Origin of the sequence: Arthrobacter psychrolactophilus (assembly GCF_003219795.1) — a bacterium.
In the GTDB taxonomy this organism is placed as follows: domain Bacteria; phylum Actinomycetota; class Actinomycetes; order Actinomycetales; family Micrococcaceae; genus Specibacter; species Specibacter psychrolactophilus.
On the sequence record NZ_QJVC01000004.1, the window covers coordinates 50,221 to 76,978 of the forward strand.

General features: G+C 62.9%; 30 protein-coding genes. 12 read left to right on the forward strand and 18 right to left on the reverse strand.

Annotation, left to right across the window (positions count from 1 at the left end; all coding sequences use genetic code 11):
• Window positions 1-6 precede the first annotated feature (6 nt).
• From CVS30_RS06435 to CVS30_RS06495, 13 genes are all read right to left on the reverse strand, one after another.
• Window positions 7-345: a hypothetical protein gene (locus tag CVS30_RS06435; protein WP_110484512.1), complete on the reverse strand. Its 339-nt coding sequence runs from the start codon at window positions 343-345 to the stop codon at window positions 7-9.
• Entirely contained in the window at window positions 342-950 is a 609-nt protein-coding gene (locus CVS30_RS06440; RefSeq protein ID WP_181419711.1) for an Asp23/Gls24 family envelope stress response protein, read from the reverse strand. Before CVS30_RS06440 ends, CVS30_RS06435 begins: the two co-directional genes overlap by 4 nt.
• Window positions 947-1,465 (reverse strand): RNA polymerase sigma factor, encoded by a 519-nt coding sequence (locus CVS30_RS06445; protein WP_110484514.1) that lies wholly within the window; start codon window positions 1,463-1,465, stop codon window positions 947-949. Before CVS30_RS06445 ends, CVS30_RS06440 begins: the two co-directional genes overlap by 4 nt.
• A 154-nt stretch (window positions 1,466-1,619) precedes the next feature.
• Window positions 1,620-1,877 carry a GlsB/YeaQ/YmgE family stress response membrane protein gene (locus CVS30_RS06450; RefSeq protein ID WP_110484515.1) on the reverse strand — a complete coding sequence of 86 codons (258 nt, stop codon included), beginning with the start codon at window positions 1,875-1,877 and terminating at the stop codon, window positions 1,620-1,622.
• 27 nt (window positions 1,878-1,904) lie between these two features.
• Window positions 1,905-2,132 (reverse strand): CsbD family protein, encoded by a 228-nt coding sequence (locus tag CVS30_RS06455; protein ID WP_220033887.1) that lies wholly within the window; start codon window positions 2,130-2,132, stop codon window positions 1,905-1,907.
• A 20-nt stretch (window positions 2,133-2,152) separates the two neighbouring features.
• Entirely contained in the window at window positions 2,153-2,764 is a 612-nt protein-coding gene (locus CVS30_RS06460; protein WP_110484516.1) for a hypothetical protein, read from the reverse strand.
• Window positions 2,761-3,366 carry a hypothetical protein gene (locus CVS30_RS06465; RefSeq protein WP_146233364.1) on the reverse strand — a complete coding sequence of 202 codons (606 nt, stop codon included), beginning with the start codon at window positions 3,364-3,366 and terminating at the stop codon, window positions 2,761-2,763. Before CVS30_RS06465 ends, CVS30_RS06460 begins: the two co-directional genes overlap by 4 nt.
• On the reverse strand, window positions 3,363-3,743 hold the full coding sequence (locus tag CVS30_RS06470; RefSeq protein ID WP_110484518.1) for a hypothetical protein: 381 nt from the start codon (window positions 3,741-3,743) through the stop codon (window positions 3,363-3,365). The genes CVS30_RS06465 and CVS30_RS06470 overlap by 4 nt, the downstream gene beginning before the upstream one ends.
• Complete coding sequence (locus CVS30_RS06475) at window positions 3,740-3,931, reverse strand: DUF2273 domain-containing protein (protein ID WP_110484519.1); 192 nt, start codon at window positions 3,929-3,931, stop codon at window positions 3,740-3,742. Before CVS30_RS06475 ends, CVS30_RS06470 begins: the two co-directional genes overlap by 4 nt.
• Entirely contained in the window at window positions 3,928-4,416 is a 489-nt protein-coding gene (locus CVS30_RS06480; protein WP_281268070.1) for an Asp23/Gls24 family envelope stress response protein, read from the reverse strand. Before CVS30_RS06480 ends, CVS30_RS06475 begins: the two co-directional genes overlap by 4 nt.
• A gap of 176 nt (window positions 4,417-4,592) precedes the next feature.
• A complete protein-coding gene (locus CVS30_RS06485) occupies window positions 4,593-4,898 on the reverse strand; it encodes a hypothetical protein (RefSeq protein ID WP_110484521.1) in 306 nt (101 codons plus the stop codon).
• 117 nt (window positions 4,899-5,015) lie between these two features.
• Window positions 5,016-7,835: a phosphoenolpyruvate carboxylase gene (gene ppc, locus CVS30_RS06490; protein WP_110484522.1), complete on the reverse strand. Its 2,820-nt coding sequence runs from the start codon at window positions 7,833-7,835 to the stop codon at window positions 5,016-5,018.
• A 134-nt stretch (window positions 7,836-7,969) separates the two neighbouring features.
• Complete coding sequence (locus CVS30_RS06495) at window positions 7,970-8,530, reverse strand: SRPBCC domain-containing protein (RefSeq protein WP_110484523.1); 561 nt, start codon at window positions 8,528-8,530, stop codon at window positions 7,970-7,972.
• Between the two features lie 106 nt (window positions 8,531-8,636).
• On the opposite strand from CVS30_RS06495, the gene CVS30_RS06500 reads away from it, so the two are divergent.
• Window positions 8,637-9,443, forward strand: a complete 807-nt coding sequence (locus CVS30_RS06500) for a DUF1684 domain-containing protein (protein ID WP_110484524.1) — start codon at window positions 8,637-8,639, stop codon at window positions 9,441-9,443.
• A 216-nt stretch (window positions 9,444-9,659) separates the two neighbouring features.
• On the opposite strand, the gene CVS30_RS06505 is transcribed toward CVS30_RS06500, so the two are convergent.
• Both CVS30_RS06505 and CVS30_RS06510 read right to left on the reverse strand, forming a co-directional pair.
• Window positions 9,660-10,838, reverse strand: a complete 1,179-nt coding sequence (locus CVS30_RS06505; protein WP_110484525.1) for an acyl-CoA dehydrogenase family protein — start codon at window positions 10,836-10,838, stop codon at window positions 9,660-9,662.
• The gene (locus CVS30_RS06510) at window positions 10,835-11,614 is read right to left on the reverse strand and encodes an SDR family NAD(P)-dependent oxidoreductase (RefSeq protein ID WP_110484526.1); all 780 of its coding nucleotides are present in this window, start codon (window positions 11,612-11,614) and stop codon (window positions 10,835-10,837) included. Before CVS30_RS06510 ends, CVS30_RS06505 begins: the two co-directional genes overlap by 4 nt.
• A gap of 254 nt (window positions 11,615-11,868) precedes the next feature.
• On the opposite strand from CVS30_RS06510, the gene CVS30_RS06515 reads away from it, so the two are divergent.
• Window positions 11,869-12,912 (forward strand): glycoside hydrolase family 76 protein, encoded by a 1,044-nt coding sequence (locus tag CVS30_RS06515; RefSeq protein ID WP_110484527.1) that lies wholly within the window; start codon window positions 11,869-11,871, stop codon window positions 12,910-12,912.
• Here CVS30_RS06515 and CVS30_RS06520 read toward each other — a convergent pair.
• Window positions 12,909-13,505 (reverse strand): YdeI/OmpD-associated family protein, encoded by a 597-nt coding sequence (locus CVS30_RS06520; protein WP_110484528.1) that lies wholly within the window; start codon window positions 13,503-13,505, stop codon window positions 12,909-12,911. The two genes, CVS30_RS06515 and CVS30_RS06520, sit on opposite strands and share 4 nt — an antisense overlap.
• A 47-nt stretch (window positions 13,506-13,552) precedes the next feature.
• On the opposite strand from CVS30_RS06520, the gene CVS30_RS06525 reads away from it, so the two are divergent.
• From CVS30_RS06525 to tgt, 4 genes are all read left to right on the forward strand, one after another.
• Window positions 13,553-14,194, forward strand: coding sequence for a VOC family protein (locus tag CVS30_RS06525; RefSeq protein ID WP_110484529.1), 642 nt, complete (start codon window positions 13,553-13,555; stop codon window positions 14,192-14,194).
• Window positions 14,191-14,730 (forward strand): NUDIX hydrolase family protein, encoded by a 540-nt coding sequence (locus tag CVS30_RS06530; RefSeq protein WP_110484530.1) that lies wholly within the window; start codon window positions 14,191-14,193, stop codon window positions 14,728-14,730. Before CVS30_RS06525 ends, CVS30_RS06530 begins: the two co-directional genes overlap by 4 nt.
• Window positions 14,731-14,769: 39 nt before the next feature.
• Window positions 14,770-15,486, forward strand: a complete 717-nt coding sequence (locus tag CVS30_RS06535; RefSeq protein WP_110484531.1) for an SRPBCC family protein — start codon at window positions 14,770-14,772, stop codon at window positions 15,484-15,486.
• A 79-nt stretch (window positions 15,487-15,565) separates the two neighbouring features.
• The gene (gene tgt, locus CVS30_RS06540) at window positions 15,566-16,915 is read left to right on the forward strand and encodes a tRNA guanosine(34) transglycosylase Tgt (RefSeq protein ID WP_110484532.1); all 1,350 of its coding nucleotides are present in this window, start codon (window positions 15,566-15,568) and stop codon (window positions 16,913-16,915) included.
• A gap of 98 nt (window positions 16,916-17,013) precedes the next feature.
• Here the strand turns inward: tgt and CVS30_RS06545 are convergent, their stop codons facing one another.
• Together CVS30_RS06545 and CVS30_RS06550 are read right to left on the reverse strand one after the other, a co-directional pair.
• The gene (locus tag CVS30_RS06545; RefSeq protein ID WP_110484533.1) at window positions 17,014-17,730 is read right to left on the reverse strand and encodes a queuosine precursor transporter; all 717 of its coding nucleotides are present in this window, start codon (window positions 17,728-17,730) and stop codon (window positions 17,014-17,016) included.
• 142 nt (window positions 17,731-17,872) lie between these two features.
• Window positions 17,873-18,472, reverse strand: coding sequence for a hypothetical protein (locus tag CVS30_RS06550; RefSeq protein WP_110484534.1), 600 nt, complete (start codon window positions 18,470-18,472; stop codon window positions 17,873-17,875).
• A gap of 221 nt (window positions 18,473-18,693) precedes the next feature.
• Between CVS30_RS06550 and CVS30_RS06555 the strand changes: the two genes are divergently transcribed.
• The 6 genes from CVS30_RS06555 (at window position 18,694) to CVS30_RS06580 (ending at window position 26,756) form a co-directional block, all read left to right on the forward strand.
• Window positions 18,694-19,548: a MurR/RpiR family transcriptional regulator gene (locus tag CVS30_RS06555; protein ID WP_110484535.1), complete on the forward strand. Its 855-nt coding sequence runs from the start codon at window positions 18,694-18,696 to the stop codon at window positions 19,546-19,548.
• A 40-nt stretch (window positions 19,549-19,588) separates the two neighbouring features.
• Window positions 19,589-20,821, forward strand: a complete 1,233-nt coding sequence (locus tag CVS30_RS06560; RefSeq protein ID WP_110484536.1) for a M20 family metallopeptidase — start codon at window positions 19,589-19,591, stop codon at window positions 20,819-20,821.
• Complete coding sequence (locus CVS30_RS06565) at window positions 20,818-22,149, forward strand: DUF3100 domain-containing protein (RefSeq protein WP_110484537.1); 1,332 nt, start codon at window positions 20,818-20,820, stop codon at window positions 22,147-22,149. Before CVS30_RS06560 ends, CVS30_RS06565 begins: the two co-directional genes overlap by 4 nt.
• Window positions 22,150-22,165: 16 nt before the next feature.
• A complete protein-coding gene (locus CVS30_RS06570; protein ID WP_110484538.1) occupies window positions 22,166-23,344 on the forward strand; it encodes an alpha/beta hydrolase in 1,179 nt (392 codons plus the stop codon).
• A gap of 221 nt (window positions 23,345-23,565) precedes the next feature.
• Window positions 23,566-24,192, forward strand: coding sequence for a hypothetical protein (locus CVS30_RS06575; RefSeq protein WP_146233365.1), 627 nt, complete (start codon window positions 23,566-23,568; stop codon window positions 24,190-24,192).
• Between the two features lie 80 nt (window positions 24,193-24,272).
• Complete coding sequence (locus CVS30_RS06580; protein ID WP_245934470.1) at window positions 24,273-26,756, forward strand: signal peptidase I; 2,484 nt, start codon at window positions 24,273-24,275, stop codon at window positions 26,754-26,756.
• Window positions 26,757-26,758 lie beyond the last annotated feature (2 nt).

Here is a 26,758-nt window from a genome sequence, read left to right on the forward strand (position 1 = left end):
GAGGGGTTAGACGCCTAACGCCGCGAGCTCGACAATCGCCTTCACTTCCTTGTGGGGATGCGCTTCCCCCACTAAGGATCGAATTTCGCTGGCCACGGATCGTGCAATGGCAGGGGCCGGGACGGAACCATCCGTCCCGATCCTGACCTTGACGGTCAGCAAGGAGCGTCCTTCGCTTTCCTCCTCCACGCACACCACAAATGGTGCGGGAGCCTTGCTCTCACCAGACGCTATCAGCGTGCCCAACTGCTTCACTGCGGTCAGCCAGACAGGGTCCGCTAAATACACCGTGCCGACGCCGTCAAGGCCCAGCACGCGCTGATGGATCTGCTCTTCAAGACTCATGGCCGCTCGTCCTTGTTCACGTCGTTTGCCAGCTCTTCTACCGAGTCTTCCAGTGGCGGCCGCAGATCGGTAAAGGCCACGTTCACGGCCAAAATATTGAGTTCCGTATGCACCAAAAGCTCAGCCGCTACGGCTTCCCGTAGCTCCTGAGCCAGCGACGGCAGCTGATATCCATAGCGTGCCGAAACATTGATATTTACCTCTACTGCGGCTCCCGCCACCGTGACATCACCGACTAAACGGCATCGGCCAATCAACACACCACCCATGGAATCTCCCACGGCGCGCACCATGGCAATCACGGCACCTTCGGTTTCCGAGAGCTCCTCGAAGGGACCGCTGCTGAGCGGAATGGAACGTCCAGCGCGAGTCTCCATACGGAGGTTCGTCAACATGCCGTCAAGCCATCCGGTACCCTCGGCAACGACCTGGGCTTCGTCGTCGGACATGAGATCAAGAGCGGCCGTACTGAGGATTCTGAGCCCGGCGAGCCGCGCCTGACACTGAGGACAATGTGCAATATGTGTGGCATCGGCGGAGATGCCGCTGTCAAGGAAGTCGCTGAGGTCTTCGATGCGCCTTCCGCAATCTTGCTTGGGGTTCATCGCCATTCCTCCATTTCCTTCACAAGCATGGTTCGTGCTCTGGCCAAACGACCGCGCACACTAGCAGCGCTAATTCCCAGCGCTTCGGCGATCTCGTCATAGGACTGACCACCGAATTCTTTCAAAACCCAACATCTTCGCTGTTCCTCTGGCAGCCTCGCGAGGGCATGGTTCAGCGCCACCCGCGCCGAGCTTGCCACCGCGGCTTGTTCGGGAGTGGGTTTTCGGTCGGCAGGGTCGGCCTGGTCATCGAGGTTGTCATGACTCTTACGACGGCGCCCGGCATCAATAGCGCGGTGCCCGACAATGCGCATCATCCAGGCTTTCACTGCGGCACCGTCCTGCAAAGTCCCGATGTCTTTCCACGCCGTGACCAGCGCTTCCTGGACCACATCGTCGGCTTCATCATGCGAGCGGGTCAGGCGGCGAGCATAGGCACGCATGAGCGGCCCGTGCCTGCGGGCCAGTGTTTCGAAGGAGGCAGCGTCCCCATCAGCTGCGCGTTCTGCGAGCATGTGGTCTGGGGCGTCTGCGAGTTTATGCGGCAAATCTTGCGCAGGTGTCACCGGCTTACGCCCTTTCTCTCGTCAAGGCTGTGTGGAGCTCGAATGAGCGTAATCGCAACTCAGGGCCGGCAGAGCGTTCGCGTCTGCCAGCCCTGAGGGCGTGTTATTTGCGGCCTCGGATGGCGCCGTACACTGCGGCGACGACCAAGCCGCCACCGATGGATAAGAGCCAGGTCTTGATGTTGAAGAACGTGCCCAGGTCGGTGTTGAAGATGATCGACCCGAGCCAGCCACCAACAATGGCGCCCACGACGCCCAAGACGATGCTGGTCACCCAGCCGCCGCCAACCTTGCCCGGCATGATCGCCTTAACAATGGCTCCGACGATCAAACCCAGAATGATAAATCCAAAGAAACCCATGGTGTTCTCCTATTACGTTCAGATTATTTAGTTGGTGAAGCCGTCTTTGAGTTTCTGAGCGGCACTCTTGATGTTCTCGCCCATCTCAGACGCGGCGTCCTTGATCTTTTCGCCAGCCTGCTTGACCCCGGCAGATGCCTGGTCAGCTCGACCCTCATGCTGCAGCTCCTCATCGTTCAAGAGTTTGCCAGCTTCTTCCTTCGCCTGGCCAAGTCCCTTTTCGGTGCTGTTACTCATCTTGTCATTCAATCCCACGGTATTCTCCTATTTGCTCGTTATGCCACGCGTTGTGTGCGGGCAAATTTACTTCGTGCCCCGGCCCGGATCCGGACCAGCACGGGAAGCTGGACGCCCAGAAGATGATCTAGGCTTTCCACAACATGTTCGACGGCGTCACTTACCTCAGCGGGCGAGGCACCTTTTCGAGTCTGGACGCTGATTTTCAGCCCCGTTCCCTGTCCGGCGCCCTTGGTCCGCCACGACTGCACCGACGTCGCCAGAACCTGTGGATTCCCACTGAGTGCGGCCTTGATGGCCTGGGCGGCAACGGCTGTGTCCACGACGGTCTCGCCATCGTTTCCCTCGAGCCGGGCCACGTGATTGCTGCGCCCCGTCCCCTGGGAGGCGATCCAGCACACGAGCAGCACGGCGACAATCACCAAGAGTGCCAACGCCGCGAGGGTCCACCAGCTCGTTTCAGTGCCCGGGATCCGGGCCGCATCCAGCCGTTCCTGGATGCCGGCCCAGAGCCCGGTTCCGCCGTTGGTCCAGCGTTGGGCGAATCCCCTGCTGGTCCCGGCGAGAACTGAGCTAGCTCCGGATGCGATCAGGACCAGGCCAATCAGCCCCAATAGGGTGCGATTCAGGCCGCGATGGGTTCCGTTCATATCCCCACCGCCCCGCGTGTTCCCTGCAATCCTGTCGAGAGCATGATGGCCGGTGACCTCCGAAGCCGGTAGCTTTTCACATCGCGTTCAACTGCTTCGCGAATGGCATTGGTGTCCACGGTTCTGCCCGCATCCGGCCGAATATCCACCTCGATCCGAGTCCGTCCAACTCGGCTGGCCACCTGTTCCGGTGCCAGTCTGGCCACGGTGCGTGCCGTGCGCGACACAGCAGCAGCCAGAACCTCACTATCAACCACGACGGCGGAGCGTGAGTTCTCGAGGACATGCCTCGCCTTAGTGCCGGGCAAGACCGCGGCAGCCAGGAGCGCAATACCCAAGAGCACCACAGCCACACCGGCGGCGATCAGCGCCCAGGGCAGGATCGCCGTTCCCAGCGAGGCGGCCTGTTCCAGCAACTCGGCCGGAGCCAGCACCAGAGGATCGTTTCCGGTCAGCGACAATGCTTGTTCCAGCCCCAGCCACACGATGACCAGCAGCAAGACGGAAGCCACCACAATGGACACCGCCGCCCTGCTGGATCGGGTTTCCCGCAGGTTGAGGCGCCTGAGTAGTGCCGGAGCAGTAGCTTCCATGGTTCTCATTGGACCCTCCCTACGGTTGCTTGGATGCCGGTGAAACGAATGTCCACACGGTTGATGCTGGTTCCGGCCAATTCGCCGATGCGAGAGATAACCACCGCACGAGCCGAGCTGGCCCGCTCAAACAAGGTGCCGCCGTCGTCCGTTTTATGGCTCGATCCCGGATCCAGTGACAGGGCCACGGGAACGGCGAGGCTGACGCTAACTTGTCCTGGCCCGCTGTGAATCCCCGTCCGCACATCCTTGAGCGGGACGTCGAAGGCATCGGAGGCAATGGCGCTGATCAACTGCGTCATCGTGCCGGAGGAAATGCTGGTGTATCCGGCACGCGTGGTTGAGCGGTTGTGCGGCTTGTCAATCCTCAGCGTGCCGGCGCTCATGAGGAGGTTCGCTTGCCGCGCAGGGCGTCGAGGACACCGCGCAGATCGAGCCGGCCGTCAAGACTGCGCCCGATCACGGCACCCACGGCCATGAAGAGGGCCACCAGCAGCATGGCCCAGAAGCCAAATGCCAGGGCCGAGATCGCCAGTGTTGCCGCTATCGCGATGCCGGCAAGGGTGGCACTCATGAGACGCGGGCTTCGCGCTGACCTGTCTGAGCGTCATCGCTGCGCTTGCTCGGCGCCGACTTTTCCTCATCGTCGTCCGTGGCGATGTGGATGTCGGTGATGGAGACGTTGACCTCCGTGACCTCCATGCCCACGACGTCTTCGACGGCTGCGTAAATGGCGTCACGGACATCGTCGGCGACCTTCTGCAGCGGGTGCGGGTATTCCACCACGAGGGTGACGTCCACCGCCACCTGTGTCTGGCCAACTTCGACGCTGACACCCTGGGTGAGGTCCTTCTGACCTACGGCTTCGCGGACAGCACCGAGCGCACGTGCCGCGCCGCCACCCAGGGCGTACACCCCGGGAATGTCTTGGGCCGCAATGCCGGCGACCTTGGCGACGACGCCGTCGGCCACCGTGGTGGTGCCGCGGCCAGAAACCGCTGTCTGGGCCGAGGGGTTGTTAGTAGTGCCCTGGTTTTTGCTCTGAGGCTGAGTAGTCAAAATAATCACTCCCGTAATGGTTCGTGTTGATACTTCTTCTAGCTCGGCACCTGTTGGCGCCTACATAGATAAGGCGTACTGAGCAGTAGATTCCTCACGGTCTATTATGTGTGACGCTGATCACATACGCAATTGGGTACGGTTTTGTAGGGAACTTTAGCTGTTGCGGGTGCGGTTTAGACGGTGAGCCACTTGCCTGCGGAGCGGCGGTAACAACGCAGCGCCCCTGTTGTGGCTACCTCGTTGACTCCCTGGGCCAGAGCGGCGGCGGCGCTACGCGCGAACTGGTTCTCGGCGTCGTACTCGCTAGCCTCCACCATGAAACGGATGGTGATGCGCGGGATGCCAGCCACGATATCGAGCTGGTTGGCCTCGACCACGTGGGCGGATCCCACCACCGCGACGGCCATGTCCATGACGGCTTCGGGGGCGTTGCCAGGACGCAGCCCGGTGATTTGCAAGGTGGCACGGAAGGAAGGCATGCTCTCAGCCTAGGGGAATCGCGCGCAACGCAAAAAAGACGGTGCTTGCGCAAAGAGACGGCGTTCTACCACCGTCCTTTTGCGCAAGCACCGTCTTTTCCCGAGCAGCGGCGGGGCTTATCCCGTGTTGCGCAGGCCGGCGGCCACACCGTTGATCGTGATCAACATGGCGCGCTGGAGGCGTTCATCCACTTCCTGATTTGAGATGTCGGCCTCGCGTACGCGGCGCAGCAGCTCAACCTGCAGGTAGGAGATGGGATCGAGGTACTGGTCGCGGACGTTGAGTGAGCGCTTGAGCAACGGCTGGTTGTCCAGGAGCTCACCCTCGCCGGTCAGCAGCTGAATTTCTGCCACGGTGAGGTCATATTCGGCGCGGATCGTGGCGAACAGGTGGTGCAGGGGTTCGGGCACGAGGGAGGCCACGTAGTGCGCGGCGATCTCCATGTCCGTCTTAGCCAACGTCATTTCCACATTGGAGATCGTGGAAGAGAAGAAGTGCCAGTTCCCCAGCATTTCCTTCAGCTCTGCCGCACGGCCAGCCTCGCGGGCAGCCTTCAGGCCGGAGCCAACACCGAACCAGCCCGGCACGATCTGACGTGACTGTGTCCAGCCAAAGACCCACGGGATAGCGCGCAGGCCGCCCAGGCCGGAACCCGAATCGGGGCGCTTGGACGGGCGCGAGCCAATGTTCAGCGAGCCCAGCTGCTCCACCGGCGTGGACGCCAGGAAGTAAGCCGGCAGGTCCTCGTGGTCGATGAGCGTGCGGTAGGTACCGAAGGCGGCGTCGGACATGACCTCCATGAGGGCGCTGAAGCGCTCGAGGTCATCGTCCGAGTGGCGCGGCGCCTGGTGCAGGGCCGAACCCTGCATGACGGCTGCCAGCGAGAGCTCCAGGTTTTCGCGGGCCAGCTCGGGCAGCGAGTACTTGTCGGAGATGACCTCGCCCTGCTCGGTGAACTTGATGGCACCCTCAAGGACACCGTTCGGCTGAGCCATGATGGCGTCATAGGTGGGTCCGCCACCGCGGCCCACGGAACCGCCGCGGCCGTGGAACATGCGCACGTTGACGCCGTGCTTGAGCGCCACGTCGCGCAGCTTGCGCTGGGTCTTGTGAATCTCCCACTGGCTGGTGAGCACGCCGGACTCCTTGTTGGAGTCCGAGTAGCCGAGCATGATTTCCTGCACGTCGCCGCGGAGGCGGACAAGTTCGCGATAGGAAGGATCGGAGAGCAGCTGGTCCACGATTTTCGCGGAGGCGCGGAGCTCATCAACGGTTTCCAGCAGCGGGGCGAAGCCGATCTTGGCGTAGCGGTTCTCGCCCGTGAGCTGGACCAGTCCGGCTTCACGAGCCAGGACAACAGGCGCCAAAACATCGTCGGCGCCGCGGGTCATGGACACGATGTAGGTTTCCACAACGTCCGGGCCGTAGGTGCGCAGGGCACGGCGGACCACACGGAAGACGTCGTAGGTGCCGTTGGCGGTTCCCTCGAGTACAATCGGGTGCCCCGAGAGCGGCCGGTGGCTGGCGAGTTCGGTACCCAAAACAGCCAGGCGCTCGGCGCGATCCAGCTCTGCGTACGGCGTGTCCAACACGCCCACGCGGTCCATCAACTGGCCGACGGCGTCGTGGTGGTAGTCAGCGTGTTCGCGGATGTCGAGGGTGGCCAGGTGCAGACCGAAGGAGGCGATGGCACGGCGGACCGAGGCCAGGGCGCCGTCGGCGACCAGGGCGGCGGAGTTGTTCCGCAGCGATACTTCCAGAAGTTCCAGATCGGCGATGAGCTCGGCCGTGGTGCTGTAGTCGCGGCCGGGCTCGTGGTAAGCGTCGGCTGCCACGCGCTTTTGCGTGTTGATGAGCTTGGCCTTGATGCACGTGAGCTTCATGCGGTACGGCTCTTCGGCGTTGAGCTCGAGGATCCGCGGGTCAAGGGCCGGCAGGTTGGAAAGGTCGACGGCGATGGAATCCATCAGCGCCGCATCCGCACCATAGAGGGCACTGGAGTTGGAGAGGACACTCAGGAGCTCATCGATCAGCACGAGGGAGATCTTCACGGCGTTCTGGTTCTGCAGAATCAACACCTCGCGCGTCACCTCGGAGGTGACGTTCGGGTTGCCGTCGCGGTCGCCACCGATCCAGGAACCGAAGCGCAGCGGGGCTGCGTCGACCGGCAGGGTCACGCCGTGCTCGCCGAGCAGATCGCTGAGCTCGGTCAGGACCTCCGGCATGGCGTCGGTGAGGATGTTGCGCAGGTAGTAAATCGCGTTGCGGGCCTCATCCAACGGGGTGGGGCGCACCTTGCGCAGCTCGTCCGTCTGCCACATCTGGTCGATGATCTCGGCCAGCTTGCGGTCTTGGCGGGTGCGAGCCGTGGTGCCTTCGGCGGAAGGCGTAGCCAAAATGTCGGAGAGCTTGCGGATCTTATCCAGCACGGAACGGCGTGAAGCCTCCGTAGGGTGAGCCGTGAAGATGGGGCGCACGTCAAGGTCGTTGACGACCTTCTGCAAGGCCTCGGTGCCAGCCTGCTCCGCAATCTCGGTCACGGCCTTGGCGAGCCAGCCGTCCTTTTCCGGGCGTGAGCGCAGGCTGCGGACACGGTGCACCTGCTCCGCGGCGTTGGCCAGGTGGAAGTAAAACGCGAAGGCACGCACCAGATCGGTCGCCTGCTCGAGGGGCAGGGAGGCGAGGACCTCGCGGACCTGCTCTGCGACGTCGTTCGCACTCCACGGGCCGGTGCCGGTTTCGCCGCGGGCGGCTTCCTTGGATTCCTTGGTCAGCAGGCGGACCTGTTCGACCATGGCGAGCAGCTCGGGGCCGTGCTGGCGGACCAGTGATTCACCCAAGAGGGTGCTGACGCGGCGCACATCGGCGCGCAGGTCGGTATCCTGCTCCGGCTCCTGGGCCGCGCCCGTGGGGTTTGCTTGCAAGTCTGAGCTCATGAGTCAACGTCCTTACGGTCTGTGAGTCTGGGGTGCTCGTATGCGACATTGAATACGGTGAGGCCCAAGACAGGGCCTTTTGGATCTTACTGTGCGGGCGCTCACACGAGCGAATCCGTCTCAGATGGTGAGGCTCAGGATCCCACGTATAGCGCGTGAGCCTGCTGCCAGCACGGGTAGAAATCGTCCCACCATTGCTGCCAGTGCACGCTCTTGCCTTCAAGGGCTTCCTGCAGGTGATCCAGGTGCACATGCCAGCCGGCCAACGACATCAGGACCACTTCCTCCTGCACCGCGACGGTATTGCAGAAGACTAGCTGCGTGCCGCCGTCGACCGCGGTGAGTTCAATCCGGATCCGGCCATGCATGTCGTTGCTGAATTCCAGCAGCGCCGGTGCCGTGGCTTCCACGATCCGCCCATACCACCAGTCGGTTTCGATGCCTTGGCCCTCGTCCTTGACGTTGAGCCATTTCAGGTCGAAGGAGGAGCCGGTTTTGGCCTGTCCGCGCGTCTTGGCCCACCACATTTGGGTCTTGGCCGGATCGGTGAGCATGGCCCACATCTCTTCGGGGGCCGCGGCGTAGTGGCGCGTGAGCGTCAGTTCGGTTCGTTCGGCATCCACCTTGGCGGCCGTGCCGATCGGGTGCCGTGTCATGTCCTTGTTCAGGGCTGCATTGGGAGAGTTCGTTGCCATGCATCCATTCTTTCATCACTTGCCGCCCGGGTGCCGCCTGCGGAATATGAGGCCCGCCAGAATGGTTGTGGCTACTGTAGATCTTCCGCCTGCTAAGGAGCGCTTCATGAGCACCACCACCGCCGAACTCGACCGCCTCACCCAGCGTTGGGGGCGTTTCCGCACGGGCCGCAACACCGCCTTGGCCGGTCCCGACGGCTGGCTCACGCTCACCTCGTTCCAGTGGCTCCCGGATACCCCCTCCGCTTTGCCCGGCGTCCCCGGTCTGTGGAGTGTCAGAGGTACGACGGCGGTCCTCACCGCGAGCGCGGAGGATCACCTCACGCTTCGCTCAAGTGGGGAAGCCGTGATTGGCACCATCACGGCCGAGCTGGCGGATGAGGAGTCCATCAACTGGGTGAGCTTTGGCTCCGTGGTGGTTGAGCTCGGCGTGCGGGCCAACCGCTACATGATCCGCACCAGGGATTCACAGTCACCGACCTTGACGAACTTCTCCGGCGTCCCCATCTTTGACTACAACCCGGAGCTCGTGGTGACGGGGACCTTTGAACCCTATGAGGCACCTCGCGTCGAGGTCATTGAGACGGCCCATCCCGAGGTTCCGGGCCGTGCCGTCCTGGTGGGTGAGGTGTCCTTTGAACTCTTCGGCGCCACGTACCGGATCGCCGCCGAAGAGGGTGGGCTGGGCTCGCTCGTCGTGTCATTCCACGATGCCAGCAACAACCTCACCACCTCGCACTGGCGCAAGCTGGAGCTGACCCGGCCCCGTCCCGATGGCACGGTGGTGCTCGATTTCAACCGCTCCATCAATTACCCCAGTGCCTTCACCGACTACGGCACCTGCCCCGCACCCATCACGGCCAACTCACTGCCCGTCGCGGTAGAGGCCGGCGAGCGCGACCCGCGCAAATAGCCACGTCCCGCCGTACCCTATGCGCTGGAGCCGTCGCGCGTCTGGCGCCTAAGGGTGCGGCCGAAAACTTATGCGCTAAACCGAATGTCAGTGGTGAGCATAAACATTTATGCTCACCACTGAGACTGAGTTGGGCGCATAAGGGCGGGCTCGAGAATTTATGCGCCGGGCCCCCGCGCAACTTAGGCGCACAAGGGTCGGCACTGCGCAGCGCTGTTACACGATGGCACTGACTCCTGTCACGGCGCGCCCCACAATCAGGGTATTGATCTCGTGGGAGCCCTCATAGGTGTAGATGGCCTCGGCGTCGGCAAAGATCTTGGCCATGCCGTAATCGCTCACAATGCCATTGCCGCCCATGAGGGAACGCCCCAGCGCCACAGTCTCGCGCATCGCGGCCGTGGTGTGCGCCTTCGCGAGCGCCACCTGCGCCATCGTGGGGCCCGCGTCTGAGCCGTCCTGCAGCCCGGAGATGCGCACCATCATGGCAAACGACGCCGTCGCGTTCCCCAGCATTTTTACCAGCTGCGCCTGCACCAGTTGGAAGGCGGCCAGCGGTTTTCCAAATTGTTGACGTTCGACGGCGTAGGCCCGGGCCACGTCGAAGGCGGCCAGTTGTTGCCCTACCGCCTGCCAGGCGACGGAGATCCGCGAGCCCAGCAGCAGCTTGTTGGTGTCCTCGAAGGAGTTGACGCTCGCGATCCGGTCGGCCTCGGCGACCTGCACATTCTCCAGCGTGATGTGCGCATTTTGTACCGTCCGTAGCGCAATCTTGTGCTCGATCTTCGTCCGCGTCACCCCGGGAAGTGTGGCATCGAGGAAGAAGCCACGCACCTGTCCCGTGTCAGCGTCGCGGGCCCACAGCAGCATCCGATCGCAAAACGTCCCGTTGCCAATCCAGCGTTTGGCACCGTTGAGGACCCAGGAGGGTTCGCCGTCGTCCATCACACGCCGAGCAGTGGTGACCATGCCACCGGCCACATCGGAGCCGTGGTCAGGCTCGGTCAGGGCAAAAGCCCCGGTGCTACGCAGGGCGAGGGCGTCGGGGAGCAGCCGCGCCTGTTGCTCGGGCGTGCCGAAGTCGATGAGAGCCTGGACGAAGAGGTCGTGGTGGACCAGGAAGAACGTGGCCAGGGAGGTGTCCACGCGCGTCATCTCCGCCACGATGAATCCCGTGAACAGGTGGCTCAGCTGGCGGCGGTCCGGGGCGGCGAGATCCAGCGCGGCAATCTGGGGCAGAATTTGGGCCGGGAACTGCGCGTCGTTCCACCACGTGGTGGCGTGCGGGGCCACCTCGGCAGCGAGGAAGGTGCGCAGCTGAGCCAGCTTAGTCTGCTCCGTGGCGTTGAGGAGGGACTCAAAATCGTAAAAGTCCGCGGCCGGCAGCGTGCTCATTTTGGCGCCATGCGGATAGCACCGTCGAGCCGAATGGTCTCGCCGTTGAGCATGGCGTTGGCGACGATATGTTCCACGAGCGCGGCATACTCGGCGGGCTTGCCGAGGCGGGAGGGGTGCGGGACCTGCTGTCCCAGCGAATCCTGCGCGGCCTGCGTCAGTCCGGCGAGCATGGGGGTCTCAAAAATACCGGGTGCAATCGTCACAACACGGATGAGCGAACGGGCCAGTTCGCGCGCGATCGGCAGGGTCATGGCGGCCACGGCACCCTTGGACGCGGCATAGGCGGGCTGGCCGATCTGCCCGTCGAACGCGGCCACGGACGCCGTGTTCACGATGACGCCGCGCTCGGAGCCAAACTCGCCCTCCAGCGCCTCGGCGGCTGCCATCGCCTCGGCACACAGCCGAACCACGTTGAAGGTGCCGATCAAATTGATCTGGACCACGCGGCTGAACTGCTCCAGCGGCAGCACTCCCTCGCGCCCCAGCACCTTGCCAGGAGTGGCTACACCGGCGCAATTGACCACGATCCGCAACGTTCCCAGCGCGGCCGCGGCGGCAACTGCGGCACGGATCTGCTCCTCGTTCGTGACGTCTGCCGGGGCAAAAACGGCCCGCTCCCCCAGTTCCGCCGCCAGCTCGGCACCGCTAGAGTTCGGCAAATCAACAAGCACGACGGCGGCACCCGCCTTATGCAAGCGCCGCGCCGTCGCCGCGCCCAGTCCCGAGGCACCGCCCGTAATGAGCGCAACCGTGCCGTTATTCGAAATCTCCATAGTTCCTCCTCGTTGAGGTGTGGCCCAGATCCGGGCTAGGACAATATCTTGCGTTAATGCATACTAACTAAATTCCCTTCCAACGCGGCACCACTTTACGGCCATAAAACGCAAACGCCGCACCACTTTACGGCGGAACTGCTACGAGCGACCCGGAAACAGACGGGGCCGCCGCCCGGAAGTGATGCCGCGTTTGAAGAAAAGCGCCGTAAAATGATGCGGCGTCGGGGAGGAGGAGACGTACGCTGGGGGTCATGACAGGCGCAGCATCCCACAACAACCCTCCCGCACACACCCACAACTGGGCCGCACTCACCGCGGAGGCGGCCGACGAGGTTAACCAGACCTTTGGCCGCCGCCTCATGAGCCTGCCCGGAACCTGGATCGGCCAGCTGAGCACGGAGGCACCCGCCGCACCTCGACGCCCCTGGTCCGAATGGCACTACTGGTGGCAGGCACACTACCTCGACGCCCTCATCGACACCGCTTACCTGTCCCTCGCGCAGGGTGATCGCATTACGGCCCACGCCGAGCTCCGCCGTGGCCGGGCGCTCCTATTCGGCATCATGATCCGCAACTTTGGGCTCTTCCCCAACTACTTCTACGACGATATGGCCTGGCTCGCGCTCGCCGCCGGACGACTCAATGGCCTCTCGATCCGGCTCGAGGCGCGCCCTTCATGGCTGGCCCGGCACGCCGTGCGCACGTTGACCCGGCACCTCCATGGCGCCCATGATGAGGTCCTCGGTGGCGGCATTTATTGGTCCCGCAAGCGCGATTTCAAGAACACTCCCGCCAATGGCCCCGCAGCGCTGGTCTTTGCCCGCAGCGGCGCCAAGGAGACGGCTGCGGCAGTTGCGGACTGGCTCCGCTTGGAGCTCTTTGACCCCGAGATCGGCCTGTACCTGGACGGTATCCATCCCTCCGCGACGGGGCGCGATGTTGAGGGCACGATCTACACCTACAACCAGGGCCCCATTCTGGCCGCGTTGCTCGAGCTGGGCCGACCGCAAGATCTCGACCACGCCGCCGCGCTCATTGCCGCCATTTCGGAGCGGCTCAGCACACCTGGCCAGGGCCTGCGCCTCGAGCCGGGCGGTGACGGCAGCCTCTTCACCGGTATCCTGTGCCGCTACCTTGCCCTCGCGGCACGGGATCCGCGGCTGTCGGCACTTAGCCGGGACACGGCGTCGAACCTGGTGCGGGACACCGCGGCCCAACTGGCACACGAGCATCCCACACAGCTCTCTGCCGCCGTGCAGCGCTGGACAGTTTTTGCCGCGGCTGCCTCACTCTAAGCGGGTTTCGGGCGGCGCTTCTGCGGATACGGGGCCTCCCCGGCCTCGAGTTGCTGGACAAACCCGGCAATTTTCGCCGCGCGCACGGCCGGAGTTTTGACGTCGTTGGTGCGATAAATCAGGGCGAAGCGATTGGCCGCGGTGAGAACCTCGAACATGGCCTGTGCCCGCGGGCTCGCGGCGATGGCGGCGGCGAGATCCCCGGGTACCTCGGCACTGGCCGACCCCGAGTAGGCCGCCTCCCAGCGCCCGTCGGCCTTCGCGGCGTCGGCTGCCGCAATCCCCGCCGGCTGCATGAGCCCGGCCGCGACCAGCCGCTCAAAGTGCCCCACGTTGATCTTGGACCATCTGCTGGCCTTGGTGCGCGGGGTGAAGCGGCGGACAAAGGAGTGCTCGTCACGTTTTCCCACCACGCCGTCGATCCAGCCGAAACACAGGGCCTCATCGAGGGCCGCAGCGTAATCCAACTCGGTGACGGTGCCGCCCTTTTTATGCAGCACGAGCCGGACGCCGGGGCTTGTGGCGTGGTGCTCGAACAGCCAGGCCCGCCAGGCGGCGGCGTGCGGTATCAAGAGTTCAGGAAGTTCAGCCATGGCTCAACAGTAATATTGGGAACCATCAGGCACCACCAGGAGGAATCATGCTGCGCGTCCGCCCCATCCATTTCACATCCGCACTCGAGGACTACGCCACCCAACTTGAATCCCAGGGGCTGCGCTGCGTGGAAAATTACGGCGACTGGTGCGTCTTTGACTCCGGCAACGGCAAGGTCGGCGTGCACCTCGCGGAGGCTGGCAGCGCCGAAGACGGGACCACCACGCTGGGCTTCGAAGTGCGCGACCACCTCATTTTCATCCGCCGCACCCTCGAAGACGGCACGCAGGCGGCCCTCGAGGACTCCAGCCACGGCAGCACCGCCCGCGTCACGGCCCCCGACGGATTCACTTTCCTCGCCGACCCCGTCACCGATCTGAGCCTGCCTGATCCCTCCTCCCTGCCGGCCGTCATCGCGCTCTGGCGCACGCCGGACACGCTCGCGGCCACCACGGTCCTGGCCAATATTGGCGCGAAATTTGTGGCCGAGCGCCCCGATGGCGGCACCCTTTTCCGCGCCAAGAACGGCGGATTCGTCCTCACAGCGCCAGGTGAGGTGGCCGGCGTCGAACTTCTCATAACGCACGACGGCGGCCTCCTCGCCTCAGTGCCGGGCACGAATCCGTCAGCAGTTTTGACGCGTGGGTGCGACGGTCGGGGCATGCATGAGGTAGAACTAGAGATATGAGCGTTCGCACCCCTGATCCTTATCCCGGCTGGCTGTCCGACGAGGACCTGTACGAAGCCCGCAATCGGCTTCCCATGGTCTATGTGGAGGCGGTGCCGGTTCGACTTGACCCGCTCGGCTACGTCAACGAGGTGGGCTTGCTGTTGCAGGCCGACGCCGAGGGTTCCATGGTCCGCACCCTCGTGTCCGGGCGCGTGCTGTACCGCGAGACCATTCGGGCCGCGCTGATCCGGCACATTGAAAAGGACCTCGGGCCGCTCGCCTTCCCGCAGCTGCCGGTGAGCCCCGTGCCGTTCACGGTGGCCGAATATCTGCCCTCCCCTTCACAGACCGGTTTCACCGACGAACGGCAGCACGCCGTGGCCATGGTGTACGTCATTCCGGTCACGGGCGAATGCGAGCCTCGACAGGACGCGCTGGAGCTGACATGGATGACGCCCGAGGAAGTTTTGAGCCCCGGCGTGCAGGAAGAATTTGTCGGCGGCCGCGGGGCACTAGTGCGTCAGGCGATCTCCTACGCCGGCTTGGGCCGCTAGCCCTAGCCCCGTGCAAGGATCCAGCGTAGATTACCTTTCATGGCGACCAATCAGCTCTCTGTCCTAGTCAACGCAGATGCCGAGCAGTTGTGGCTCATGCTCCGCGAACCGGCCAGACTGGCGCAATGGCACGGGTGGGAGATGGAAGGTCTGGACGATGAAATTCGGCAGATCTACTACTCCAACGTGGTGGAAAGCCCGAACCACCTGCGGCTGGATCTGGAGATGGGCGACGTCTTCACGCTCGAGCCTCAGCCGGAGGGAACGCTCCTGACTCTGACGCGTGGTGAGGCGACCGGCGAGTGGCAAAAGTACGATGCCGACATCACCGAGGGCTGGGCCATGTTCCTGCAGCAGCTCAAGTTTGCCGTGGAGCACCACCCTCGCACGCCGCGGCGCACTATCTATGTGGACGGAACCAGCGCGGCCAGCACAAATTTGTGGGACGCCCTCGGCATCGACACCGGCTGGCTGCCAGATCCTGGCGAAAAGTACGAGCTCACGCTCAACACTGGGGCCACGATCGCTGGCAAGGTTTGGTATCGCAGCGACTCACAGCTGGGTCTGACCGTAACAGACTATGCACAGCACGGCGACGGCCTGCTTATTCTGGCCCGCCAGGCTCCGCTTGAGGGTGTGCGACAACACCCCGGCGCCCAGATTATCGTCAGCACCTACGATCTGGGTTCGGCGGCCTTTGAGGCTATCGGGTCCCAATGGGATACGTTCATGGAGAACCACTTCCCCGACGAGTGAGCGGGCAAAACCTGAGGTTGGCGGGTTGGGTTGAACACTAAGGAACCCCGCTGGCGCCAAAGACTGGCAAAATGGAAGAATGCCAACCCCAGAAACCGTCACGGATCTCCTCGCGCCCGCACCCATCTCCGAGCCACAGAGCACCCCCGGTGCCCCGGCCTCGCAAAGTGAATTCAGCTTCGAGGTCACCACTCGCCTGAATGAGACGTGTGCCCCCACCGCCGACGCCATCGAGCGCAACGGCGGGGCGTTCCAGGGCCGCACCGGCGTCATCACGACCCCGCACGGCACCATCAAAACCCCGGCCTTCATCGCCGTCGGCACCAAAGCCACCGTCAAGTCTGTGCTCCCCGAATCCATGACGGAGTTGGGCGCTCAGGCGCTGCTGTCCAACGCTTACCACCTGTACCTGCAGCCGGGCGCTGACATCTTGGATGCAGCGGGCGGACTCGGCAAGTTCATGAACTGGCAGGGCCCCACGTTTACCGACAGCGGCGGCTTCCAGGTCATGAGCTTGGGCTCCGGCTTCAAAAAAGTCATCAACATGGACGCCGTGGCCTCATCTCCCAACGCCGGCTCCGACGATTCCGTGGCCGTGGGCAAGGAACGCCTGGCGCACATCGACGACGATGGTGTCTGGTTCAAGTCGCATCTCAATGGCGATATGCACCGCTTCAGCCCAGAGATCTCCATGCAGGTCCAGCACCAGATCGGGGCCGACATCATGTTCGCCTTCGACGAGCTGACCACGCTGCTGAACTCGCGCGGTTATCAGGAAATGTCGCTGGAGCGCACCCGCCTGTGGGCGCTACGCTGCATCGCTGAGCACTTTAAGCTCACCGAGGACCGCGTCGGCAAGCCGTACCAGGCACTCTTCGGCGTCATTCAGGGCGCGCAATATGAGGATCTGCGCCGCAAGGCCTCCCACGATCTGGGAGAGATGAACTTTGACGGCTACGGCATCGGCGGCGCCTTGGAAAAGGAAAACCTGGGCACCATTGTGCGCTGGTGCACCGAGGAACTGCCCGAGAACAAGCCGCGCCACCTGCTGGGCATCTCCGAGCCGGATGACATTTTCACGGCCATCGAGAATGGCGCCGACACCTTCGACTGCGTCTCCCCCACCCGGGTGGCCCGCACCTCGGCGTTCTACACGCCGGACGGTCGCTTCAACCTCTCCGGCGCCAAGTACAAGCGCGACTTCACGCCCCTGTCCGACGAGTGCGATTGCTACACCTGCGAAAACTACACGCGCGCCTACATCCACCACCTGTACAAGGCCAAGGAAATGGTGTCGGCGACGCTCATCTCGATCCACAATGAGCGCTTTGTGGTCAAGATGGTCGACGACGCCCGTCTCGCCATCGAGGATGGCACGTTCTTCGAGTTCAAGGCCGAAACGCTGCGTCGCTACTACCCGAACCGGTAAGCGAGCGGCCTGCGGTTCCACAACAAAAGGACCCTTGTTGGGTTAGACGTTATGCAGCGTCTAACCCAACAAGGGTCCTTTTTGTTTCGGCGAAAGTACTACACAGCGGAGGCCGTGTAAGACGGTTCGTGGCGCTTAAACCAGCGAATAACCCACGTGGTGACAGGGATAAACAGGAATTCCACGGCCGTCTTGTACACAAAACCTACCAAGACGTAGTTCGCGAACATGGAGAAGCCCACGATCCCGATAACGGGGGCCGCGATGGCGCAGAAGATCACGGTGTCAACGAATTCACCCACGCCGCTGGATCCCATGAGGCGGGCCCAGAGTTTCCGTTCGCCCTGGCGTTCCTTGAGTCGGACCATGATCCAGGAATTGATGGTCTGCCCGGCCAGGAAGCCCAGCAGGCTGGCCAGCACAATCTGCGGCACCGGGCCCAGAGCGTCTTCCAGGGCGTGCTGCTTTGCTATCCCATAGTCGTCGGTGAATCCGGGCAAAGCGATAATCACCCAGTAACACAGCGAGGCGAAGATGGAGAGCGCAAAGGTGGTGATGATGGCTTTGCGGGCCACTTTGAAGCCGTAGATCTCGCTGATGACGTCGCCCAGAATGTAGGCGAAGGGGAAGAGGAAGAAGCCACCGTCCGTCACGATCGGACCAAAAAGCACACCCTTGGAGGCGCCAATATTGGACAAAATCACGATGACAGCCATGGCGGCCAGCAGGATTCCAAAGTAAGGACTGCCGACGGCGGCAAAAGTGGGGGCGTTTTTAACAGGCAGCGCCGAAGCCTTGCTTTGCAGCGGGGACATGATGAGTCTCAAATTTCTTTTGGCTAAGTGGTTCGCTCATACCGGCGTCTCCTCAAGGGAGCTTGCGCCGGTCGGCTGTATTATCACTGGACCCGTCTGCACCCGGGCCATCCCCTATTCTGCCATGTCCACCGCCGTGATGCTAAGCCCCGAAGCTGAGAATCTCCGCAGCCCGCTTCCAGCCATCGACCTCGACAAAACGTGCGGCCTGTTCCTCATCGGCAATGAGGAACAAGGTATCGGCGCCGTGCGTGAAGGCTTCCTCGCCGAGAGCCGACACCATGGCTTGTTCGAGCATGCCCAGGAGCTCGTCGTTGCCGGCGTCCACGCTCAGCGCAGCGAGCACGGCAATCTCCTCACCGAGGCTGAGGCGTCCGCGAGCCACTGGACGGTCAAAGAGGGCGACCTCAACAAGATCGTAATTCTCCATGGGTGCCTCCGCCAGATTCGCGTCAGCTGGCAACTCGGGTACAAGGTCAAGTTCTTCCGTCACGGCACTCAAGAGCACCTGGCGGCCTTGTGCCTGCAGACCAAGGGATTGCGCAAATTGCGATGCACCGTCGGGATCGTCGGTGACTAACAGCAGACTGGTAGCCCCTGCCGCCGCGTCGGGATCTCCCGGCCACACCATGAGGTGCTGGCTTCCGATGCGCACAACGCTTTCGACAATCTCCGATGCCTGATCTTGCACCGAGGCCCAGGCCAGCGCCCAATCAGAGAAAGCATCCTGCCAAACAGCCATAACGAACCCCGTTTCATCTCAACGTCTATGCGGTCTAACAGCCGCGGGAACAAAGAAATTTCCCGTGGTCCTCACTCACCAAGCATAGGCCTGCTCAACGCTCAGCTTCTTGATATTTGAGATTCTCGCAATTTCGATTGCTTTTTACATAATTCTGCAATCATAATTGCAGAGTGACCCAGCTAACAGAGTTACCCGCGGAGACATCCGAGCCTGCCCGCATGGATCCTGCAGGCCCAGGCATCGACTGGCTAGATGACATCATGGCCGAACAGTCCTTACCCAAGGCACAAAATCGTGTGGCCGAGGTGATCATCCGCAATCCCCAGCTGGCCTCCTACGCAGAAATTGCTGAAATCGCCGCCCGCGCCGAGGTTAATAGTTCAACTGTTGTCCGCACGGCCCAATCCCTAGGATTCCTGGGCTGGCCCGATCTACAACGAGAATTACGCTCCCGCTATCTCACGAAAATCTCCACGGAAGACACCCTGGTTCAGCACGGCGAACACAGCAGCCCATTGCGCGCCGCACTGACCCGGGACATGGAGAATCTGCGCCTGACACTCGAGGCAAACGCGCCCGAGGAAGTGGAAGCAGCCATCGCCACCCTGGCTGCCGCAAAGTCCATCCTGGTGTTGGGACACGGTTCCTATGCCGCACCGGCCAGCGTCATGGCGCATTTGGGCGCCACCATGGGATACCCGATCACGCTAGAAAGTCGCGGCGGCGTCCACCTCGTCTCCAGCACCAACACCCTTGGCCCCGGAGACGTCCTCGTGGTCATTAACATCTGGCGTTCCATCGGCCAGATGATCGCAGCCGCCGAGGCCGCCCACCAGGCTGGCGCCACCATTCTCACCATCAGCGATATGCGCCGTGGCCGCCTCGCCGCAATCTCCGAACACCTCCTCGTTGTCCCCTCAGAAGGCATTGCGTTCTTCCAATCCGTCACGGCCACGACCAGCGTGGTCTACGGCCTGCTCGCTGGCATGCAGGCCGCACACCCGGAACGCAGCCGCGAAACTATCCGCCGCTCCCAACAGCTGTGGAAAGACCTCGACATCCACCTCGACTAGCCTCCGCCTGTACACCGCATCTCATTTCAAGGAACCCACCATGAGCCCGAGCAACACCACCACAGCGTCAGCGAGCTTCCACGCGGAACTCGTCTCCGGCGTCGAACTTTGGCGTGAAAAGGTCCAGCAACTGGCCCGTGACATTCACGCCAACCCGGAACTGTCCTTCGAGGAAGTCAAGTCGGCCGCGGCGATCGCGGAGCTGTTGCGCCAAGGCGGTTTTGAGGTCGAGATGGGCACCTCGGGACTTCCGACGGCGTTCACGGCCTCCGTGGGCAGTGGCGAACTCACCGTAGCTCTCTGCGTTGAGTACGACGCCCTGTCGCAGATCGGCCATGCGTGCGGGCACAATCTGATCGCGGGCGCCTCGGTTGCGGCCGCTTTGGCCCTGGCACCGCTCGCCGACGCCCTGGGCATCACCCTCAAGGCCATCGGAACCCCCGCCGAGGAGCACGGCGGCGGCAAGGCCCTCATGCTTGAGGCAGGCGCGTTCGACGGCGTGGGGCTGGCTCTCATGGTGCACCCCGTTCAGGACGGGGTCACCTACAATCCCGCAGGAACCAGCGCGCAGGCCGTGGGTCGCTACCGTGCCACGTTTACGGGCAAGGCAGCCCACGCTGCAGCGGCTCCGCATCTGGGTGTCAATGCCGCGGACGCCGCCGTGCTCAGCCAGGTGGCCGTGGGGCTGTTGCGGCAGCAGATTCCCAGCGATCACCGCGTGGCCATGTACATCGCCGAGGCCGGGCACGTCACGAACATCATCCCGGAACTCGCGGTGGTGGAATTTGAATGCCGCGCCTTCACGCTGCCGGAATACGAGTCCCTGCTGGCTCGGGTTCGCCGCTGCTTCGAGGGCGCCGCGTTGGCTACCGGCACGGAGCTTTCCTTCGAAGCCACCGAACCCCTGTATGAACCGCTGATCCAGGACGACGACCTCGCCGCACACTGGACAGCCGCCATGGACCACTTCGGCAAGGACACCTCGCCGGCCGCGGGGCTTAGCGGCGGCTCCACCGACATGGGCAACATCTCCCAGGTCATCCCGAGCCTGCACCCCTGGTTGAGCATCCCCGGCGCCGATGTCCCCATTCACTCCCACGGATTTGCGGCGCTGGCCGACACACCCGAGGCCTACGCCGTCATGTTTGAGGCCGCCATAGCTCTCGCCTGGACCACGGCAGACGCCGCCAGTAACCCCGAACAACGTCAGCGTTTCATCGACGCTGCCTACACTCCGGCTACACCCACCACGATTGAGGTAACCGCCCTATGAGCACCACAGTTGCCCCTGCCAAGGCAGGCTTGAAACACACTTTGCCCATCGCCGCTCTGGCCATTGTCATTGCCGTTGCAGTTCAGTTCATCGGCTCGACAAAGATCCACATTGGCATCGGCTCGATCGTCATCTTCCCCATGGTGTGGGGATTGATCGTTGGCCTGCTGATCTCGATTCAAAAGTTCAAACCGTTGGGCATCGATCTGCAAAAGGTCGCCTCGGCACTGGTTGGCGTTGCCGTCATGCTGCTCGTGGCGCGCCTGGCCTTCAATATCGGCCCGAGCCTTCCGGTGCTCGTCAAGGCTGGACCGGCACTGCTGCTGCAGGAAGTGGGCCATCTCTTGGGCACGGTCATGCTGGCCCTGCCACTAGCCGTCCTGCTGCGCATGGGTAAGGCCACGGTGGGCGCCACGTTCTCCCTCGACCGCGAGCCCTCCTTCGCTATGGTCTCGGAAAAGTACGGTGCAGATTCCGATCAGTACCGCGGCGTTCTGGCCATGTACGTCTTTGGCACGCTCTTTGGCGCTGTCTTCATCACCTTGCTGACCTCTCTAGTGGCGAACTGGGGCATCTTCAACCCGCTGGCTCTGGCCATGGGTTCGGGTGTTGGCTCCGGTTCCATGATGGCTGCCTCCGCCGCGAGCATCATCGACGCTTACCCCGGCGATGAACAGGCCATCCTCGGCATGGCCGCCGTCTCCAACCTGATCACCACGATCCTGGGCGTGTACGTGGGCATTTACGTCTCCTTGCCCCTGGCCGATAAGTTCTACAAGCTCCTGACGCGCAAGAGCCGTGCCACCGAAGCTGCCGTAGATTCCACCACCTCCACCACGGACGACGACGTCAACCGCGACTTCCGCGAAATGGTCGCCAAGTCCTCCGCTGAGGTCAAGCTGCCCCTATGGCTCTCGCTGAGCGTGCTGACCATTCTCGGCGTGGCCACGGCGTCCGTTGCCGCCAAGGGTCTCCACTGGAATGTCATCGGCGGCTACGCGGTCCTTTTGGCCCTGGTCCTTCTGGGCTTGTTCCTTGGCAAGGTCTCCCGCAAGATCTCGGCCATCATTTGGATCACGACCATCGGCGCCTACGTCTCCAGCCCGTGGTTCTTTGCCGCGGAGGCACTGACCGAACTGGTCTCCGCCGTCGACTTCCTCTCGATCGCCACCGTCATGCTCACACTGGCTGGTCTGTCGCTGGGCAAGGACGTCCCCTTGCTCAAGAACATCGGCTGGAAGATCATCCCCGTTGGCTTGGTCGCCATCACGGCATCATTCCTGCTTTCCGTGGTGATCGCCGAGTTCGCCCTCGGATATTGGGGATAGCGGCTACCATCGAGCCATGACCTCTTGGCAGCCGGACGTGCTCGGATCGAACTTTGAACAGCTCACCCTCGAGCTGCCCGCCGACTCGCTGGCCACCTTGGTTCGTTATGTCGGCGATACCCCGACGTGGCCCGCCTCGTCCCTGAGCGGTGCGGATATCCTCTACGTCCACGGCTGGTCCGACTACTTCTTCCAGCACGAACTCGCCGAATTTTGGCACCGCGCCGGCGCCAATTTCTATGCGCTCGATCTCCACAATTACGGTCGCAGCCTGCGCCCGGGCTTAGTCCCGGGCCAGGTTGCTTCGTTAACCGAGTACGACGCCGACATTGCGGCCGCGCTTGTTGCGATAGGGCGCGCTGAGGTCACTGAGGAGACGATGCCGCTGCCCGCGCCCGATGAGGCTCCCGACCCTCATAGCTTTGAGCTGGCCTTTTTAGAGGAGGCCCGGCACCGTCTCAGCGCAGCCTTTGACGCGCTGGCCGGCCGGGAGCGCCCCGAAGATCCTCCCGAAATGCCCCGCGAACGGCCCCTCGTGTTGCTGGGCCATTCCACGGGTGGACTCACCTTGAGTTTGTGGGCCGCGCGGCACCCGGGTGCGGCAGCCGCCGTCGTACTTAATAGTCCCTGGCTGGAATTTCAGGCGAGCGAGATGGGGCGGGCCATGGTGGCGCCGCTCATCCAGGCGCGGACTCGTTTCCGGCCGCTGACGCCACTGCCGGGCATCGACCCGGGCTTTTACACGCGGGCCGTCTCCAACAGGTACGACGGCGAATGGGCTTACGAATCCAAATGGCGCCCGGACCGTGGTTTTCCCGTGACGGCGTCGTTCCTCAATGCGGTATTTCAGGGGCAGTCGCAGGTGGCGCGAGGTCTGGGGCTCACGGCCCCGGTGCTGGTGATGCTCTCCGATAAGAGTTATCTGCAACCCAAGTGGTCCTCGACGGCGCTGGCTGCCGACGTCGTGCTGAACGTTGATGCCGTGGCCAAGCGCTCGCTCGATCTGGGCAATGACGTGACGCTCCACAGGATTCCCGGGGCGTTCCATGACGTATTTCTATCCCCGGCGGAGGTGCGCGCGCGGGCCTACCGCGACATGGGGCGTTGGGTGGAGGCGGCGCTCGATGGGGCGGCTCAGGGCCGCTGGCAGGAACGCGCCGAACAGACCGGATGGTCGCATCCCCCTCGTGACTGAGGCATTTTCGCCCCTAATGTGACTCTTGAGACCTGTCCAAGTGGCTAGGATTCGCCGAAAAACTTGGCCTCGCTTGGCGGGGAAGTTAGTGTCGATAGCAGCTGAACAGTTCCTTCTGCGCAGGGATTGTCAGCGCTTGGGGGCCACGGATTTCTGGGAGAGTCTGTGACAAAACCGAGCAAGTATCCTAACTCCATCGGTTCTAAGACAAGGTCTCAGTCATGAAAACCCCCTCTTCACGCACACGCAAAATCGCTATGTTCGCCGCCGCGCCTGTGGCTATCATGATCGCCGGCGGCATGGTCTGGCAAGGTTCACAGGCAGCCTTCACCGCCTCAACCCGCAACTCGGGCAGCTCCTGGGCCACCGGCAATGTGACCCTCTCCGACGATGACCTCGGCGCCGCCGCGTTTACTGTGGAAAACATCGTCCCGGGCCAGTCCGGCCAAAAGTGCATCGTGGTCACGTCGCAGTCCAACGTCCCCGGGGTGGTCAAGCCCTATACGCAAAACCTGATCTCCGCCAAGGGCCTGGAAGACCGCATCTTCTTCGATCTGGAGCAGGGCACCGGCGGCTCCTTCAATGACTGCACCGGCTTCACTCCTACCTCCAACCAGGTCCCGGAGATGTCCATCGCCGCTCTGGCCGCAACGGTGCAGGACTTCGCCACCGGCGGATCCGTCTGGAATACTACCGGCACCCCGGGTGAAACCAGGAGCTACCGCGGAACCTGGCGCTTCGACACCACGGGCATGAGCCAGAGCGAGATCAATGCCCTCCAAGGCGCCCGAGTAGGTCTGGATCTCGTCTGGGAACTCCAGTCCAACGAGTCCCCCACAACGCCGTAGCCGGGAGGCCACGGCAGCTTTAACCTGTGAACCGAGAGGAACCCGGGTTCGCCCGGGGTTCTTCCCGGTGGGCCCCCCTATTGTCCACTGACGGTTGGGTGCTCTTTCTGGCATCCCTGATTTCGCGACTCTATCTGGGCGTGCTTTTGTGCCTGGCTCTGATCGCCGTGCTGCCTGCTCTGCTGGGCTGGCACGGCACCGTGGTTCAAAGCGGATCCATGGAGCCGCACATCAGCGCCGGCGATGTGGTGCTCGCGGCTGGCTTTGATTCCTCGCATAAGGTCCCCGTGGGCGGGGTTGTGGAATTCACCAGTCCCGCCGAAGCCGAGCCTAGTGGCGTGGAGAAAACCCGGCTGCACCGGATTGTCGCCGAGAATACTGACGGCACCTTCATCACTGCTGGTGATGCCAACGCCGTGATAGACAGCACCCCGCTCAAACGTGAACAGATCACCGGCCAGGCCCGGCTCCTTGTTCCGTACATGGGGCTACCCGGACTGTGGCTTGGACAGGGAAACTTTCCGGCGCTTGCCTGGTGGAGCGTCCTGACACTGCTCGCCGTGGGCTTGGCCGTCTTCGGCGTGCGGACGCCAGACGATGAGAACCAGACTGGCGACTCGCCGGATACTGTGGATCACTCGCCGGACCACTCATCAGACGCGGGTACCGCGGATCCCGGTGTATCCGGGGCAGGGGCTGCCGGCGCCCCAGTGGGCGACGACCCACAGGCTCCCCCACCCACCCGCACCCGACACGTGAAGATGGGCGCCGCCGTCGGCCTTGTTACCGCACTGACGATTCTGGTGGTGGCCACTTCCACAACATTCTCCTCGGCTGCATTTACGGCAACGTCCGCCACCAGGGGCAGTACTTTTGCCGCGGCAGCAGACTGGACGCCACCGCAGGTCACCTTGAGCAGCCCTGGCACAACAGTCCGGGGAAGCGTTGCACTGACAGTTGTTGCCAGCGATGCAGAGACGGGCATCCGCAACGTCGCCATTCAATACCTGCCCTCCGGCGGTGCGTGGACAACACTGTGCACCCAGACGGCCGAGCCCTATACGTGCCTGTGGAACACCCAGACTGTGCCGGACGGGGTTTACAGCTTCCGCGCCATTGCCAGGGACAATTCGGGCCTCTCCACCACCTCGGCCACCCTTCAAACCACCGTGGCCAACGCCTTCGCAGTGCTCTTCAACAGTCCCGCAGACACTGTCCGCGGCAACGTGAATCTCGGCGTTACTCTCAACAGTCCGGGCAACACCGTCTACGCCGTCCGTGTGGAATATTCAGTGGCGGGCGCCAATAAGTGGAACACACTCTGCCTGAACCTGCTGTCCCCGTATCAATGCATCTGGGCCACAAACACCTTCGCCAATGACTTCTATGACCTGCGCGCCGTAGCCGTCTCGGGTACCACCTCTACCTACTCGGATACCGTTACCGATGTGCAGGTGGATAACGTGGCGCCCACGGTGACCATGAGCGATCCCGGCTCACCTCTGCGGGGAGTGAGTACTTTCGCCGCCGTGGCCACGGACGCGGACTCGGGCGTCAACAACCTTCAAATTCAGTATCTCCGGACGGGCACCAGTACCTGGGTAACTCTTTGCACCGTCGCGGATGCCCCCTACTCGTGCAGGCTCGACACCACCGTTCTTACCAACGCCTCGTACAATTTCCGTGCCGTCGCTGTGGATGAGGCTGGCAACAGTACAATTTCCACTGCGGTCACCAACAGGTTGGTGGATAACACGGTGTCCTCGGTGTCCATGGAGGATCCGGGCGTCTATCTGTCAGGTAATGCAACACTCACGGCAGCCGCGAACTCGACCGCGGGCGTAAGCAATATACGGATTCAATCGTCGCCCGCCGGTGCCAACACCTGGAGCACGCGCTGTACCGTGGCTGCTGCACCCTATGTATGTATTTGGGATACGAAGACCGTGGCCGATGGCCTGTACGATTTCCGTTCCATCCTGACCGACGGCGCCGGCAAGGAGACCATCTCTACGGCGGTCACGGGCCGGCGGGTAGACAATAGCCCGTTCCGTGCAGCTGATGTTCAAGCTGCCAACGGCACCGGAGTTCTCGGCAAGTTTGATGCTGGCGACACCCTGACCTTCGGCTACAGCCAGCAGGTCAATCTGGCATCCGTCAGTCCGGGATGGGCCGGCGCCGCTCTGCCCGTCATCGTGCGATTGCGCGATGGCAACGTCGCGGGGCTGGGTACCGGCAGCAACGGGGATACCGTGGATATCCAGCGGCCAGGCAGCAGTGTGAACCTTGGCTCGGTTAACACAAAGGGCAACTTTGCAAAGAGCAAGAAGACCATCTCCTTCAACGCCACCATGACGGCCGCAACAGTGACCGTTGGCGGCGTGCCCAGGACCGTGGTGACCGTGACGCTGGGTGTCCCCACTAGCGGAGCCGGCAGCCTGCGGACATCCACAACATCTGTGGCCATGGTGTGGACGCCTACCTCGTCCGTCACCAGCACCTCGGGCGTTACGTGTTCCATCGCTCCCATGACCGAATCCGGCGCTCTGGACCGCGACTTCTAATT